The following is a 14,992-nucleotide window of genomic DNA, read 5'->3' as shown; positions in this document are numbered from 1 at the left end:
GCCGCGATGGCGCGGTCAAATGACGAGGAGCAAGGTTATGAGCTATCAAGACGCAGACTTCGAACCCGTACATCAAGGCAGCGCAACCGACCATTATCTGACCGAGCTTGAACTCTATGGCTATCGCCCGTCGCTCGAAGATCCCGATCCCCGGCCATTGCCGGACGATGTTCAGGTACAGGGTGCTGTCTTAGAGATCATGGACGCGCTCATAGGCACGCTCGATGACACGGCCCTTGAGCCTGACCTGGAGGACCTTCTGTGGGGTGCGGTCAATCTCTTCCATCGCTCAGCGGATCGTCTGAACCGCGACCTTGACGGCAACGAAGTGGCGCAACGGCGCAGCCAGACCGAACAGGATGGGTCGGAGGTTCGCTCCGTTGAACTGGAGCGGCTCATCGTTGTGGGCAGGGGACTGATTGCCCGCCGGGACAGTCTGGAGGCCATGCGCGATCAAGCCGCCGATCTCTACCAATCCTATATGCGCACCCCATGGCGCCCGAAATATGGCTCTCAGGTCAACCATAAGACCCAGACCTCGGCCATGGTCGACAGCCGTGATTACCTGGCAGCCAAGCGCAAGGCCTCAACCGAAGTGCTGGTACCGGCTGGCCCTAAGGTGGTCTTCACGGGTGGTCTGGAGTGCGAGGATCATCGCCTGATCTGGGCGAAGCTCGACCGTGTCCTTCAACAGCACCTGGATATGGTTCTCGTGCATGGCGGTTCGCCCAAGGGTGCCGAGCTGATCGCTGCCAAATGGGCCGATCACCGCAAAGTGCCGCAGGTTGCCTTCAAGCCAGACTGGACGAAGCACGGCAAGTCAGCACCCTTCAAGCGTAACGATCAGATGCTTGATGTCCTGCCGATCGGCGTCATCGTTATGAACGGTGGCAGTGGCATACAGGAAAACCTGGCAGAGAAGGCCCGTGCGAAGGGCATCCGTGTCCATCGGATCGGAGGTGGGCAGCCATGATTGCCAATCGGCGCGGTTCTCAGCTTGTGGAAAAGTCGGTGGCGCCATCTGCCAGTATGCGGAACTCGAAGGTAAGCTCGTCACAATCGTCGCCCCGGCTATCATCTTTGATGGCGACTATCTTTGTTGCCGCGTAGATGCCGTTGATATTCCGCCAAATCAGTACCTGCCCTTTTTGAGGTCTCCGCGACCCGGAAGAAAAATCGTAGGCGGACGCGTCTGTCACGTCGGCAATTTCGGTTGCGCCTTTTGCCAATGCAAGAGCATCTATGGACGGGGAATAATTATAGGCGTGGATGCTGACATCGCTCGCTTTAGACCAACGCGTTTCAAAGAGGCTTAGCGCTTCCCCTATGGTGAAACTATGGTTGTTGTTTGAATAGTCGAAAGATACCGTCCCGCAGAGGCGGTTGTCCCAGTACGATGCGTCTTTATTGGTCGGCTCCAGTTCCTTTGCCTCGTGCCGGGAATAGTAGGCGTCGATAAACGCTAAACATTCAGCGGGCGACATTATCCGTAATCCGACCGAACTGTGCAGCTGGCCCTTTCTCCGTAATATCCCGTTGTCATCCGTCACGAAAATATCTCGACCACCCAGTTTATGGCCGACGAGGTGATCAATGTCGGCGACCTTGTTCGCGTACTTTCCAGTAGAGACCGTCAACCCCGGAAACACGATCCGTTGGACTTCCTGCCATAGTTCCCGCTCCTCAGTATCAACTATGGCCTCTGGACCGCTTTGTGTTGCCTGATCGCGCCTCAGCACGGACCCGATCACAGGAAACATGCTGAGGTTCTCCATCATGTCCTGACGGCGACGGTCATCCGTGTCACGTCCGAAATCGACTTCCACTCTGGTGGTGATCGCAAGGCTCGCCTTTCCTGAAAGGGCGTATCTCATCAGTTCGCGCAGTTCATTGACGGAGGTTGCCGTCGTGCTCGTCCTGTCGAACAGGCCAACCATGCGGTTGGTGTCGATCGTTATCTTTGGCGTCGTAGGAGGACTCATTGTCACAAGCTATCATAGCCATGGGCACCAATTCTACCAGTGGCTTTCGCTATCCAGTTCGTCAGGTAGCAAGATCTGAAATTCGATAACCGCATAAACGTAGGAACCGTTGCTTGTCTAATTCCGGTCAACGGATCAAGCCACACGACAGGCATTTGCCTTACGCTGTTTACGACGGTTCCAATCACCACGGGCGCGGAAGCTACCCCGATCACTCATGCAAACGTGGCCCGGCTGTCGGCTCGCCACAAGGGCTTTGCCCTTCTCCATTCCATTACGACCCTTCGGGTGTGGCGTGCCGCTTTGGCCGGCCAAGAACGTTGCATGATCGCGGTTAAGCCGCGGCCCGATGGGGATGGGCCCCGAGGGTGAACATCATGGAGACTAAAATGAACAACGTCGTAAATCTGATCGGTCGCCTCGGTGATAATCCAAACTGCCGCACGCTCAATGACGGTGCTCGCGTCGCCAATCTCTCTATTGCGACAGACGACGGCTACAAGGGGCGCGACGGCGCCTGGGTAAACCGGACGACCTGGCATCGCCTCACCATCTGGGGTGACAAGCGCGTAGCCTATATCGAAGACCACTACCACAAGGGCGATCTCATCCAGTTCACGGGCCGCCTAAGCTACAGTCAGTCCGAGCGTGATGGCGTCAAGTACAACAATGCCGAACTGGTCGGCAGCACATCGCTTCTGGCTTCGGCTTCCCGCGAGGAAAAGCCGACAGCGAAGGCGCAATCGAAGAGCACTCGCAAGCCCACAGAGCCGGGTTACGACCTGGATGACGAAATCCCATTCTGATCTGCAAGCTGAGCCCTCCGGTGATCGCCGGGGGGCTTTTTCTCTTCGAACGGAGACTAGGCGATGTGCACAGTTCTGAACAAGCGCCATTCGGGCATACCAAGCGATGCGGTTTACATCGGGCGTGGGGCCAAGTGGGGCAATCCGTTCATCATCGGTCGTGACGGAGACCGGGCCAGTGTCATAGCGAAACACGAGCGTTGGTTTGCCGACCAGCATCATCTCTTGCGGGAACTCGACGAGCTGAAGGGCCGGGACCTGGTCTGCTTCTGTGCGCCAGCGCTCTGCCATGGGAACCTGCTACTCCGACTGGCCAGTGCAACGCGTGACGAGCGTGTGGCCTGGTGGCGTTGCATCACCGCGTCTTAGCTTGAGTTTATCGCCGCCTTAGCCAGATGCCTACGGCATCGGCTGTCGGCGTCGTGCATCCACGCCCTTTGGCTTAGGATGGCCGCCCGCCCGCTACGCTAGATGCGGGCGCATGGCTTGGGGAGCGTCATGACTTCCCACCTTACCAGTCACCCCAATCCATCAACGGCCTTGCCGTTTCCCTCGGGCCGCGCCGGACTATGCCGCCGCAAGCCCTCGGTGACGGATTGAGGCCCCGACTGGATGGTGGGGAAGGTCATTCACACTCACCTTGGAGACCTTAGATGTTCACTTCACGCAATGAAATTCTGAACTGTGTTTTTCAATCCCGGGGCTTTGCATTCAAAATCGTCGGACAGGTTTCGGGGTGTCCCGACACAGACGATGTCGGTCGGCAGTTCATAGCTGAAGCCGTGCAGGCGCTGACAATGACTGAACTGAGGAAGCTCCACGCAGATCCGTCGCGCGGTCTGGATTTGATTGCTGATGTTGCTGGGGACTTCACTCCGGATTTTCATCTGAAGCCGGTCCGACATGCGGTCTGGCGCAAGCTCAATCGTGGCCGGACGCGTATGGATCGCCTTTTGGCAATCTATCTGCCCCAGTTTTCGAAACGTGGTGCATAGTCGATGAAGTTCTGGTCAGTACTGCCGGGGCGTTTTAACCGTCGGCAGTATTTGACTAACCAGACCGCGAAATTTATTGCCGCTTAGAGCCGAAGATGACATCGACCCGGATCGTTGACAATTGAATTCCTCCTCCGCCTCTCAGTAATCACATCTTCTGCCGTCGCCAAAGTCTTGGTCATGACCAAGGTTTATTGGGGTCGGACTCTGTTATTTTGGCTAGATGCAGGATAGGCTGACGCCGGAAATTGCATTGCGATTTCTGGTTGATTGTCGGTCAGTTGGTAATTGGGGGAGGTGTCTGATGGAAGATGGCCGGAAAGCAAAGTGGCAACGCCCGAGGCAGGTGACCGTTGATCTGCAAGGGCTTCATGAGCCGTGGCTTGCCTGGTGCAAATCTCAAGGCTTACGGCCCAGCGACGCCATGAGGCGTGCGATCGCGAAGCTGGTGGGTGGACCGACACCGCCCCGCTCAAGTCTGATGGTTCCCGTGCCTGAACGGCCAACCATGCGTCACGAAATCGCCCTGACGGCCTCCGAGCAGGATCGCGTCATCGCCATGGCTGACGCCGATGGCCTCTCGGTGACGAAGTGGATCGTGGCACTAATCCGTGCCCGCCTGACAGGAACGGCTCAGTTCGGTCAGCAAGAACTTGAGGAGCTGGCACAGTCTAATCTGCAGATGCTCGCGATAGGCCGGTCGCTTAATACTCTGGCGAAAGCGGTGAACAAAGGTGGCGACTTTACGGATCTCGACCCCGAGACGCTCCGGAAACTTGAAGGGGACATACGGGCCCATGTCGCCAAGGTCTCCAATCTGATGACGGGCAATGCGGCGCGTTGGAGGTTACATGGCGAATAGAGGAAAGATCGACGGCATGTTGATTGACTGGGGGGCCAGTCTCTTCAACCAACCGCCCACCCTGCACACCAAAAGTCCGACGCGGAATGTCCTGACGGGTAAGCTGCCGTCGGTCCGGAAGGGCAAGCCATCAAAAGGCGGCACAATTACGAACGCGGACGGGGTTCGTGCCAAGCTGCGTGCAGTGGTCAAGCGGGCGCCGGAAGTAATGGTGAAAATTTCCGGTGGAGGGAAGGGGATGGTCCAGATCAAAAACCATCTGGACTACATTTCCCGGAATGGTCAGATCGAACTTGAGACACAGGACGGGGAGGCGGTTAAAGGCCGCCGCGATCTTGAGCTGCTACGCGATGAATGGAAGTACGGAGGCTTCCAGGTCGCCGAAGAAAGCGATGTGAAGGAAGCCTTCAATATCGTCCTGTCCATGCCGGAGGGCACACCGGCGGAAGCCGTCAAAAACGCGGCTCGGGATTTTGCCGCAAGAGAGTTTGAGGGCCATCAGTATGCAATGGCGCTGCACACCTACGATACCGATCCTGATTCAGAGCCCGCAAAACACCCACATGTTCATTTGACAGTCAAGGCGCGTGGGTTGGATGGCACCCGACTCAATCCTCGCAAGGCCGACTTACAGCGCTGGCGCGAAGGGTTTGCTGAAGCGCTACGGGCGCATGGCGTTGAGGCGGTGGCAACGCCCCGTCAGGCCCGGTTGAAAACTGAACGGGGCGAGAAGAAATCGGTCCAGGAAATGAGACGGCGCGGCGAGGCCTTGCATAGCGTGGGCAAGTTCCCGGCGAGCGCGGAACGCGTTGAAAAGGCTAGGGCGACCGAGACGAACATCCGGCGAAAGTACAATATCCTATCTACAACCCTCATGGCGTCTCCCGATCCTTCTGATCAGGCATTAGCTGCAGAATTGGCTAACCGGTTACGGGATGGGCCAAATATAACGCAAAAGCCTAAGGGTCGTGAGCGCTGATCCAATGGTATTTTAGCCTTCTGCAGTCTTTCCACTCAGATTGGAAGACCGGTCGAGACCGCTTCCAGATAGGGCTGTATCGTCTTCCACGCACCGCCGAGCTTTGCGGCCGCCGCAATCTCGGCAGGTGACGCCTTGCGTGTTCGGATCGCCGCTTTAAGCGCCTCGATAGCAACGGATCGGTCAATCAGGTTCAGATTTCGGAACAGGTCCGCGAGTGTTTTCGGTATGCTATACACAGGCACTTCGATGCCGGAAATAATATGCCGTTCAATTCCCTGATCGAGATAGGGGCGGCTAAAGCGCATGATTCTGGTGCGCGGGTAATCCAGTTCGGGCGCCCAGTCCTTGTTACCAATTGCAATCCATACGGCTCTCGGCATCTGATCGGTAAGCTCATGATAGCTTAGCGCCGAGACCATGCAGATTGTACCCTTCGGTATTTTTCGCGATACCTCCGCCAGTGATTGATGGGTCGTCGCCTGGTCGTCGACGAGTTGATACAGGCCGCGAGACACACGCGTAATTTCGCCGTTTTGAACGGCTCTCGATATTGTTGTCGCCTGAATACCCGCTTCCCGAAGCTCGAAAGCGCGCATGAGAGGGCGGGCGCTCATTTGTTCGATCAGGCTTGAATGTTGGGACATGACCGATCCATGTGTTGCAAATCCTCGGAATATATATCATTCGATCCGAGGATTTGTAACAAAAAAGAGTTGCCGCTGATTTAAACTTTGACGGATTAGGCTGAGCTTATCTGGCTTTGATGCGAAACAACGTGCTCGACCGTAGTGTTCGACACACCCGGAATCGCCGCCAACCTATCCGCAAGCTGGTGCGCATCGCGCGTTCTTATGCCTCGGACCCTGACCTTGTGGTGGAGTTGAGCCCCTATTCGAAACACCCTCATGCCTGCCAGCTTGGCGCCAGCATTCCGGACCGCCAACAACGTCTCGATGGCAACATCGACTTCATCTGCCGTGGCCATGGAAAAAACGTGGGTCAATATGCAGTCAGGAAATTCAAAGTCGAAATCACCGTCCGTTGAGACAAAAGGGGCAATCGCATTCATGCTTCAAGCCTAAAGCTATCAGGGTCGCGAAAGGGAAGCAGGGGAAGGTCCCATTTCGTTGCCGACAATCGGCCGCATCGCCCGAAGGCTGCCACCTTGCCTGGGAGGGCAGGTTGGCGTTGGGCCCGGCCCAACTCTTGATGCAAGCCCTCTATATGCTCCCAGGCTCCATTTATCAATTCTATTTGTAGCCGGTTCAGCTACATGCCGGGCCGTCTACAAAAAAATATTCCGACCACGGCCATAGGCCTCGCCGCCTTATTGGAAGCGGGACTCCGCCTTTGTCAGAGGTAGCTCTTTAAGCGCGCTCGGCCGGAAGTGGGGTGCATATAGCTTGACTCTCCTTTTTAAAAAGAACAAAAAGAGAACATATTCACAGCCTCCTGACCATCCAGAAAGGATACTTGATGTCATGTCCGGTGCCAGTACGGCAACCATTGCAGACCTTAGACAGCAACTTGAGGGGATCACCAGCAGCGGAGCGCGCCGCGGCGGCTTCTTACCCTTTGGTGTACCCGAAATCGACAGGCGCTTACCTCACGGCGGGATCGCTGTTGGCGCATTGCACGAAGTTGCCGGTGGCGCCGATGGCGCGGTAGACGGGGCAGCATCGGCGGCCTTTGCCGCTGGTATCGCTGCCAGAACAGGTGGCCTCGTATTGTGGTGCTACCGACGACCGGATCTGTTCGCCCCCGCGCTGGCTCGCTCAGGTCTTAGTGAGGACAAGGTTCTTTTCTTCGAGGCGGTCGATGAAGCTTCGCTGGTGGAGTGTTTCGAACTGGCGGTAAGCCATGGTTCCGTCAGCGCCGTTGTCGCAGAGGTTGCCTCACTTAAACGCGTTCCCTCGCAGCGCCTGCAAATGGCGGCCGAGCGCAGTGGGACGATGGCGATAGCTCTGCGGCGCTGGATGACGCAGCGAGACGCTCAGGACTTTGGTAACCCTACGGCTGCGGCAACGCGCTGGCGTGTGACCGAGATCAATTCGGAGATCCTCCCGGTACAAGGGGTTGGCCGATCAAGATGGCTGTTAGAGCTGATGCGTTGCAGGGGTGGCGAAAGTTCCGATTTTATAGTTGAGGCGTGCGATGAGACGGGTGGTCTCTCTATTCCTGCCGACCTGGCCGACGGACAGGATGCGGCGGACGCTTGGGGTGGGCGGGCCGCCTCTTGAGGCACCGCTGATCCTCAAGGGCATAGAGGGCCGCCGGCAGGTTGTCGTCGCCCTTGATCACCGCGCGTGGCAGATGGGACTGAGGCGAGGCATGGCACTTGCGAAAGCTCAGGCGCTTATCGACGGTCTGACAGTCATGGATTTTGACGCTGTGGCGGATCAAGCTGCCCTTGACGAACTGGCGCGCTGGGCCCTTCAAAACTATTCCCCTATCGTCGCGAGTGATCCGCCTTATGGGCTGGTGCTCGATATTGCCGGGGCTTCACACCTCTTTGGTGGTGAAGACCGAATGGTCTCCCATATCATCGGCGCTCTGTCGGACATGGGTATCACCGCCTATGCCGCTGTGGCCGACACCTGGGCCGCAGCCTATGCCCTCGTCCGTCTCTCCGGTAAATCGGTTTCGCTGATCGAAGCGGGCAAGACGATTGATGCGGTCCTCAATTTGCCGATCTCGGCCTTACGCTTGCCTCGGGAGACAATCGAGGGCCTGCGCGACCTCGGTTTCGATAAGGTCGGCGAACTGGCCGCACAGCCTCGCGCGCCGATGGCGCGTCGTTTCGGGCAACAGCTATGGCGCTGTGTGGACATGATGTTCGGGAGGCTTCCGGAGCTGATCGTTCCGATCGATTGCCCCGAACTGATCGCCATCAAGAAAGTCTTCCACGAGCCGATAGGGCTACCGGAGACAATAGAAAAATACCTCGCTCGGCTCACCGTGGCTCTTTGCGACCAGCTGGAGCAACGCGCATTGGGTGCCCGGCGGTTGGACCTTCGCCTCACCAATACAGACCACACGGTTCAGGTTGTGACTGTGTCGACCGCAAAGCCTGTTCGGACCTACAAGACCCTGTTCCGGCTTCTTCGAAGTAAGATCGAGCAGATTAGGCCCGGCATAGATGATATGTCACTCGTCGCGGTTCTGGTGGAGCCTTTAGGTAGCATCCAGATCGCCACCTCGTTTGGGCCGGACGAGCGGCCCGAAATCTCGGACCTGTGTGATGTCATCTCCAACCGGTTCGGCCCCGAAAGGCTGTTTCGCGTCGTTTCCGCAGCGACTGATATTCCTGAGCGCGCCGCCCGACGGCTCCCGCCGTTGTCCACCGACATGGGATCGCGGCGCAATGCCCGTTATCGCAGGCCAGAACGTTTACTGACACCGGAGCCTATTCGCGCAACGGCGCTATTACCTGACAAGCCACCACGAGAGTTTACCTGGCGCGACCGGCGATACCGTGTGGTTAGCGCGGAAAGCCCCGAAGTAATCCGTGGTGAGTGGTGGATTAGCGACAGAGAAAAGGGAAAGGTTCGAACGTATTTCGTCGTTGAGGTCGAAAGCGGTCAGCGTTTTTGGGTATTTCGGGGCGGGGACGGCATCCATGCGTCCACCGGTTCCCTGACCTGGTACGTGCATGGCGTGCTGTCATGAGCGGTTATGTCGAGCTTCAGTGTGCGTCGCACTTTTCGTTCCTTCGGGGGGTAAGTTCGGCGGAGGACCTTTTCCGCAGAGCATCAGAGCTCGGTATGGATGCTCTGGCGATTGCCGATCGCAACACACTTGCGGGCATCGTTCGTGCTCATGTTGCGGCCAAGGCAACGGGTGTACGTTTTATTGTCGGCTGCCGACTTGACCTCGCTGATGGGATGTCGCTGCTGGTCTATCCGACTGATCGCGCTGGCTACGGCCATCTTTGCCGGTTGCTGACCATGGGAAATCACCGTGCGGGTAAGGGTAAGTGTGAACTCCACTGGCAGGATGTTGAGGACTTTGCGGAGGGATTGGTAGCTGTCCTTGTACCTGACGATGCGGATGCCGTCTGCGCTCAACAGATGCGGCGGTTGAAAGCCGTTTTTGCGGATCGGGCCTACGTCGCCCTTTGCTTGCGTCGCCGTCAGGGAGACTATTTACGCCTGCACGCGCTCTCCAATCTCGCCACTCAACATCGTGTACCGACCGTCGCGACCAATGATGTCCTCTATCATAGTCATGACGGCGAGATGTTGCAGGATGTGGTCACCTGCATTCGCAATCGTTGTAAAATCGATTCAATCGGGGATTATCGCGAGCCCTATGCCGAACGATACTTAAAGTCCGGCGAGGAGATGACACGCCTTTTTGCCGACTACGGCCAGGCACTCCTGCGTACCCGTCAAATCGCCGACCGTTGCCGCTTCAGCCTCGATGAGTTGTCGTATCAGTACCCCGATGAAAGGCTTGATGGCCTTTCGGCAATGGATGCCCTTCGTAAACGGGTCTGGGAAGGTGCCGCCTGGCGCTATCCTGAAGGTGTCCCGCAAAAGGTCGTCGACCTGCTGCATCATGAACTCGATATCATCGGTCGGCTTGATTACGCCCCCTACTTCCTGACGGTCGATTATATCGTCCGTTATGCAAGGTCTCAGGATATTCTCTGTCAAGGGAGGGGAAGTGCAGCCAACTCGTGTGTCTGCTTCGTGCTTGGGATCACTTCTATTGATCCTGATCGCAACGATATGCTGTTTGAGCGGTTCGTGAACGAGGAGCGGCGGGAGCCGCCCGACATAGACGTAGACTTCGAACATCAGCGACGCGAAATCGTCATGCAGCATGTCTTCGAGCACTACGGGCGGGAAAAGGCGGCTTTGTGTTGCAATGTCGTGCGCTTTCGTGCCCGCGGCGCTATCCGCGAAACAGCACGGGCTTTGGGATACCCGGAAGATTTTATAAAAGTGCTGTCGCGGTCGGTTGTGGGATGGTCCCGTAGTGGCTTTCGAGAGGAAGAAGCCGCTGGGCTGGGCATCAACCTCGATGACCGCCGCATTATGCTCCTGATCGAGCTGGCCCGGCAGCTGATAGGTACTCCCCGTCATCTGAGCCAACACCCCGGCGGCTTTATCCTCACCTCGAACAGGCTGGATGAGTTGGCGCCGATCGAACCGGCCGCGATGGATGACCGGCAGGTTATACAGTTTGATAAGACCGACATCGATGACCTGGAATGGATGAAGGTCGACTGTCTGGCGCTTGGGATGCTGTCGTGCCTGCGGCGCAGCTTCGAGCTACTGAAGATCTACAAAGACATTGATCTGAGTATGGCCAGCATTCCCGCCGAGGACCCGCGCACCTACGCGATGATCCGGCGAGCAGATACCTTGGGTGTTTTCCAGATCGAGTCTCGTGCGCAACGCAGCTTTCTGCCGGAGACGCGGCCTGAAACCTTCTGGGACCTTGTCGTGCAAATCGCAATTATCCGCCCGGGACCTATTCAGGGCCAGATGGTCCACCCTTACATTCTCAGGCGCAAGGGGCTGGAGCGGCCGGTCTACGAATCCCAGGATATGCGCGACATTCTGGAGAAGACGCTCGGCGTGCCGCTGTTCCAGGAGCAGGTGCTGCGCATGGTCGAGGTTTGCGCCGGGTTTTCAAGATCCAAGGCTGACCTCGTCAGGCGGGCGATGGCCACGTTCAAACATACTGACGGGGTCAAGGATTTTAAGGACGATATCATCGACGGCATGATGGCGAAGGGGTACAGCCGTGAGCTTGCCGAGCGCATCTACGAGCAGCTCCGCGGCTTTGGTAGCTATGGTTTCCCGGAGAGCCATTCCGCTTCCTTCGCTTTGATCGCCTATGCCTCGTGCTGGTTAAAGTGCCACCACCCGGATGTCTTCACTGCCGCCTTGATAAACAGCCAGCCGATGGGCTTCTATTCGGTCGAGCAGATTGTGCGTGATGCGAAAGAGCACGGCGTTGAGATCCGTCCCATCTGTATCGCCAAGTCGCATTGGGACTGTACGCTTGAGCCGACCAACCGTCCGGGCAAATTCGCGATCCGGCTAGGCTTCCGCCTGATCAAGGGCGTGCGAACTCAGGTTATGGCCGAGTTGATCGGCGCACGACAAGACGCGCCGTTCGTCTCCATATCCGATGTCTGGCGCCGAGCGGGCACGCCGGTGGCCACATTGGAATTGCTGGCCAAGGCAGATGCCTTTGTCCATGCCTTCGGCAGAGACAGTCGCGGCGCGAAGTACCATATCAAAGCCTTGTCCGATAAGCCTTTGCCTCTGTTCGATGATACGGTGATTTCCGAACCGGAAATCGAGCTGAAGAAAATGACTGAAGGGGCGAAGGTTGTTCAGGATTACCAGAGTTTCGGACTTTCACTCGGTCAGCACCCGCTAGCTTTTCTCCGGTCGGACTTCCAGTCCCGCGGCATCGTCACTTGCAAGGAGGCTATGCGCCAGGCGAACGGCCGCCACGTCATTGTCGCGGGCAAGGTTCAGACACGCCAAATGCCGCCGGCAGCCAATGGCGTCATCTTCATGTCGATTGATGATGAAAGCAGCGACTTGAACCTGATCATTTGGGAGAAGGTGGGGCAGTTGCATAGGGACGCGGTCTTGTATGGAGGATTGGTAATCGTCAGTGGCACCATCCAGAAAGAAGGTGACGTTGTGCACCTGATTGCCAGAACGGTCACCGACGCCACGGCTGAACTTGCCAAGATCGGCCTTAGAAATTCCGGAGAACAAGCACCGGTGGAGAGGCCTGATTCCGGTTCTTGGCCTGGGAAATCTGATCTGGAAGCGACAAGTTTCAAAAGCTTGGGGGTCCATAGTCGCGATTTCAAGTGAGACCTAATCTCAAATCTCGTACAGTTTTTCCGGTTTCGTGCGTCTTAGATAAAAGGCCAAGCCGAAGGTCATCTTTGGCATAATCGAGGGGCGGACTGATGCAGAGAGACTTTTACCTCCATGAGAACCTTCCATTCGTCGTCCACGTCGTGGCGAATCGAATGCACCAACTGATGTCGATCGTCTTTGATCGCTCGTTCAATCTCAAGGTGGCCGAATGGCATTTGATGGCGACGCTGCATGAGGCCGGCCCCATCACTCAAGCGGAAATTTCACGCCTGCAACGGACGGACAAGGTCGCCATCTCACGCATGGTGATAGCGCTCCAGAAACGAGGACTACTCGTGCGAACCCTCGGCGGTCGCGATAATCGGCACCAATTGGTCGCCTTAACCGCACCCGGCGAAACCATGGTCTACGACGCGCTGGATAAGCTGTCGCTACTGGAGGAGCTACTTTTCAAGGACTTCGATGAAGGGGAAATGTCGACTTTACGAAAAGGGCTTCAAAAACTCAGGCTCGCGACTGACAATGCTCAGGTTCAAGCCGTGGGAATGCCTCCTTCCAGCCTCACACTACAAAGAAGGAGTGGCCGTGAAGGGTTGACCCTGTCGGAGTTACTGCGACTGGAGTCCGGCCAATCGGTGCCGTCTGAATAGAGAAGCCCGATATGGTGCCGATGAAGCATGTTACAGCCACTGTTTTGGCTCATCAAACAGAGTAAAGTTGAGTGCGGGCGCTTCTAGGCTCTTTGGCGGACACCACAATATTCAGCGGATTACGGCTTTGAGACATGCGGGCTTCGCCCCCCTCATCGTCTACGGATAAATCGGAAGGCTCGCCGCAAGGTGGGCCTTTCAGTTTATGTACGAATTCAGGTTTCCCGTTCACCTGTTAATGCTAACAACCGAAAACAGAAAAACCCGCCATGAAGGCGGATTTTCCTGAACTATCGTTTGTCCTCTGGGGGAGGCGTGAGCCAACAAAACCAAAGGCTAGCGGGACCCAAATAGGCTTTTTCGCATCAAATGTGAAGCAAATTAACCGTTAGGGCGCTCCCGCACTCCTTGTCACAAGCCCGGATGGCCACCTACCAAGCCGCTGTCGTGGCACTCTCTGCGGATGAGCCTGAAGCGCTCGACCTCTACGCTTGGAATGCCAAGGTTTCTGGTGCTTTTCTGGCTCCGCTTCACATTTGCGAAGTCGTGATCCGAAAAAGCGTTTCAGAGGTGAATGAGATAGCATGCGGCCATGGACAACCTGAACCGCCGCGACGGTCAGCCTGTCGTCAGCTTGGGTGAATGGAAACCGCAACCAAGCGACTTCACCGTCGCCAAAATTTCCTATTCGAGAATTCCACAGCGGGATGACAATTTCTGATGTGCTGGAGACAAGAAACGCGGATCGCCGATCTGGAGGACTACGACGAAATAGAGGCCCGGTGCCGGGTATGCTGAAAGCACCGGTACGAACGGCCGCGCGAATTGGTGATGCGAGGCCCGGCTTGGTCAGCTGTTCTTGGGCGAATTGTAAAACGTCCTATGCTGCTACGACCGTCGCTGCAACGGCCCGGTCACCGTATCGATTATGTACGACGACCTAGAGGAAGGCTTCATAGCTGGGATGCCATGAATTCATTATAACACCATACACCGAAACTGCACCTTCAGTGCGGCGGGGAGAGACCTTTGTGGAGCGAAAGATTGGGTGGTGAAAGAATCCGTACCGACAAATCCGCCTCGCACTCGTGTTTTTGCCTTTCCTACCAAACTGTTAGCAATAGTGGCTTCGTAGTTGTCTGTTAACTGGTAGTCGCCTAATAAGATTTGTTAACCTTGTGATGGACGACCGTGAATAATATTCGCAAATTGTCTTGGAGTGAATTAGGCCAGGCCCCTTTAGGGCCTGGTGTTTATGCGTGGTATTATGAACCCGAAATCACGCAATATGACCTAAACCAAGCGATATTTGCGGTCCGTGAGCGCTTGGCGGCCGGCGATCGGGCGGGAGCCGAGGCCGTTGTCAATCGCCTCTTCAACGACAATGTTCTCAAATATTTCCATCAAGACCCGTATGATGTGACCCTATCAGGCCCGTTAAAGCCAAAACACACAGGAACCGTGGAACACGACCAAAGAATCTCCTCTGGGCTGGTACAACGTATTTTAGACGAACCGGCGCGGTTAAGTGGACTGCGCGATTTTTTGATCGGTTCGGCTCCTTATTTCGCAAGTCCTATCTATATTGGTATGTCAGAGGCTTTGCGTACACGGCTTGGTACACATAGATCGCTTATTGAAAAATACAGAGACCAAGAGCTTCGTCGGGGTTTAACCGACGATGCAACCGTAAATGAAGATGCCGGCTTTGCTCGACGGGTAGTTACACGTCGAATACCACCAGACAACTTATTCGTAATGGTTCTGGAGACTTCGAGTGTAAATGGCTTACATGTCGATCTCGAAAATCTACTGAACCGCATATATTATCCGATCTTAGGAAGGAACTGAC

The 14,992-nt window shown here is 56.2% G+C and carries 14 protein-coding genes and 1 riboswitch; of the genes, 11 read left to right on the top strand and 3 right to left on the bottom strand.

Translation table 11 applies throughout. The features are described from left to right. Window positions 1-37: 37 nt before the first annotated feature. Entirely contained in the window at window positions 38-973 is a 936-nt protein-coding gene (locus tag AACH73_RS18855) for a DUF2493 domain-containing protein (RefSeq protein ID WP_338736602.1), read from the top strand. Between the two features lie 19 nt (window positions 974-992). Here AACH73_RS18855 and AACH73_RS18850 read toward each other — a convergent pair whose 3' ends face one another. Then, window positions 993-1,982, bottom strand: a complete 990-nt coding sequence (locus AACH73_RS18850) for a hypothetical protein (protein ID WP_338736601.1) — start codon at window positions 1,980-1,982, stop codon at window positions 993-995. A 389-nt stretch (window positions 1,983-2,371) separates the two neighbouring features. On the opposite strand from AACH73_RS18850, the gene AACH73_RS18845 reads away from it, so the two are divergent. The 5 genes from AACH73_RS18845 to AACH73_RS18825 all read left to right on the top strand — a co-directional run bounded on the left by AACH73_RS18845 (window position 2,372) and on the right by AACH73_RS18825 (window position 5,624). After that, entirely contained in the window at window positions 2,372-2,788 is a 417-nt protein-coding gene (locus AACH73_RS18845) for a single-stranded DNA-binding protein (RefSeq protein ID WP_338736600.1), read from the top strand. Window positions 2,789-2,851: 63 nt separating this feature from the next. Then, window positions 2,852-3,157, top strand: a complete 306-nt coding sequence (locus tag AACH73_RS18840; protein WP_338736599.1) for a DUF4326 domain-containing protein — start codon at window positions 2,852-2,854, stop codon at window positions 3,155-3,157. Window positions 3,158-3,441: 284 nt separating this feature from the next. Further along, a complete protein-coding gene (locus tag AACH73_RS18835; RefSeq protein WP_338736598.1) occupies window positions 3,442-3,783 on the top strand; it encodes a hypothetical protein in 342 nt (113 codons plus the stop codon). A gap of 508 nt (window positions 3,784-4,291) precedes the next feature. Further along, a complete protein-coding gene (locus AACH73_RS18830) occupies window positions 4,292-4,645 on the top strand; it encodes a hypothetical protein (RefSeq protein ID WP_338736597.1) in 354 nt (117 codons plus the stop codon). Then, complete coding sequence (locus AACH73_RS18825) at window positions 4,635-5,624, top strand: relaxase/mobilization nuclease domain-containing protein (protein WP_338736596.1); 990 nt, start codon at window positions 4,635-4,637, stop codon at window positions 5,622-5,624. The genes AACH73_RS18830 and AACH73_RS18825 overlap by 11 nt, the downstream gene beginning before the upstream one ends. 35 nt (window positions 5,625-5,659) lie before the next feature. Here AACH73_RS18825 and AACH73_RS18820 read toward each other — a convergent pair whose 3' ends face one another. Together AACH73_RS18820 and AACH73_RS18815 are read right to left on the bottom strand one after the other, a co-directional pair. Further along, entirely contained in the window at window positions 5,660-6,271 is a 612-nt protein-coding gene (locus AACH73_RS18820; protein ID WP_338736595.1) for a type IV toxin-antitoxin system AbiEi family antitoxin domain-containing protein, read from the bottom strand. Window positions 6,272-6,366: 95 nt separating this feature from the next. After that, entirely contained in the window at window positions 6,367-6,696 is a 330-nt protein-coding gene (locus AACH73_RS18815) for a hypothetical protein (protein WP_338736594.1), read from the bottom strand. 44 nt (window positions 6,697-6,740) lie between these two features. Continuing rightward, window positions 6,741-6,845: riboswitch (SAM-I-IV-variant riboswitch) on the bottom strand. Between the two features lie 263 nt (window positions 6,846-7,108). On the opposite strand from AACH73_RS18815, the gene AACH73_RS18810 reads away from it, so the two are divergent. From AACH73_RS18810 to AACH73_RS18790, 5 genes are all read left to right on the top strand, one after another. Further along, complete coding sequence (locus AACH73_RS18810; RefSeq protein WP_338736659.1) at window positions 7,109-7,867, top strand: damage-inducible protein; 759 nt, start codon at window positions 7,109-7,111, stop codon at window positions 7,865-7,867. Next, window positions 7,782-9,296: a DNA polymerase Y family protein gene (locus AACH73_RS18805; RefSeq protein ID WP_338736593.1), complete on the top strand. Its 1,515-nt coding sequence runs from the start codon at window positions 7,782-7,784 to the stop codon at window positions 9,294-9,296. Before AACH73_RS18810 ends, AACH73_RS18805 begins: the two co-directional genes overlap by 86 nt. Beyond that, window positions 9,293-12,481 carry an error-prone DNA polymerase gene (locus AACH73_RS18800; RefSeq protein WP_338736592.1) on the top strand — a complete coding sequence of 1,063 codons (3,189 nt, stop codon included), beginning with the start codon at window positions 9,293-9,295 and terminating at the stop codon, window positions 12,479-12,481. The genes AACH73_RS18805 and AACH73_RS18800 overlap by 4 nt, the downstream gene beginning before the upstream one ends. A gap of 98 nt (window positions 12,482-12,579) precedes the next feature. Then, window positions 12,580-13,140 (top strand): MarR family winged helix-turn-helix transcriptional regulator, encoded by a 561-nt coding sequence (locus tag AACH73_RS18795; protein WP_338736591.1) that lies wholly within the window; start codon window positions 12,580-12,582, stop codon window positions 13,138-13,140. A gap of 1,191 nt (window positions 13,141-14,331) precedes the next feature. After that, entirely contained in the window at window positions 14,332-14,991 is a 660-nt protein-coding gene (locus tag AACH73_RS18790) for a hypothetical protein (protein ID WP_338736590.1), read from the top strand. Window position 14,992: the final 1 nt, after the last annotated feature.

It is taken from the genome of Asticcacaulis sp. DW145, assembly GCF_037101385.1.
Taxonomy (GTDB): Bacteria; Pseudomonadota; Alphaproteobacteria; order Caulobacterales; family Caulobacteraceae; genus Asticcacaulis; species Asticcacaulis currens.
This window is presented reverse-complemented; position numbering and strand designations above follow the sequence as displayed.

Bases quoted from the DNA above. Each gene is read 5' to 3' on its own strand.
- AACH73_RS18810 (WP_338736659.1), top strand. From the start codon at position 7,109: ATGTCCGGTGCCAGTACGGCAACCATTGCAGACCTTAGACAGCAACTT.
- AACH73_RS18805 (WP_338736593.1), top strand. From the start codon at position 7,782: ATGAGACGGGTGGTCTCTCTATTCCTGCCGACCTGGCCGACGGACAGG.
- AACH73_RS18830 (WP_338736597.1), top strand. From the start codon at position 4,292: ATGCGTCACGAAATCGCCCTGACGGCCTCCGAGCAGGATCGCGTCATC.
- AACH73_RS18850 (WP_338736601.1), bottom strand. From the start codon at position 1,982: ATGAGTCCTCCTACGACGCCAAAGATAACGATCGACACCAACCGCATG.
- AACH73_RS18795 (WP_338736591.1), top strand. From the start codon at position 12,580: ATGCAGAGAGACTTTTACCTCCATGAGAACCTTCCATTCGTCGTCCAC.
- AACH73_RS18820 (WP_338736595.1), bottom strand. From the start codon at position 6,271: ATGTCCCAACATTCAAGCCTGATCGAACAAATGAGCGCCCGCCCTCTC.
- AACH73_RS18835 (WP_338736598.1), top strand. From the start codon at position 3,442: ATGTTCACTTCACGCAATGAAATTCTGAACTGTGTTTTTCAATCCCGG.
- AACH73_RS18855 (WP_338736602.1), top strand. From the start codon at position 38: ATGAGCTATCAAGACGCAGACTTCGAACCCGTACATCAAGGCAGCGCA.
- AACH73_RS18815 (WP_338736594.1), bottom strand. From the start codon at position 6,696: ATGAATGCGATTGCCCCTTTTGTCTCAACGGACGGTGATTTCGACTTT.
- AACH73_RS18840 (WP_338736599.1), top strand. From the start codon at position 2,852: ATGTGCACAGTTCTGAACAAGCGCCATTCGGGCATACCAAGCGATGCG.
- AACH73_RS18800 (WP_338736592.1), top strand. From the start codon at position 9,293: ATGAGCGGTTATGTCGAGCTTCAGTGTGCGTCGCACTTTTCGTTCCTT.
- AACH73_RS18825 (WP_338736596.1), top strand. From the start codon at position 4,635: ATGGCGAATAGAGGAAAGATCGACGGCATGTTGATTGACTGGGGGGCC.
- AACH73_RS18845 (WP_338736600.1), top strand. From the start codon at position 2,372: ATGAACAACGTCGTAAATCTGATCGGTCGCCTCGGTGATAATCCAAAC.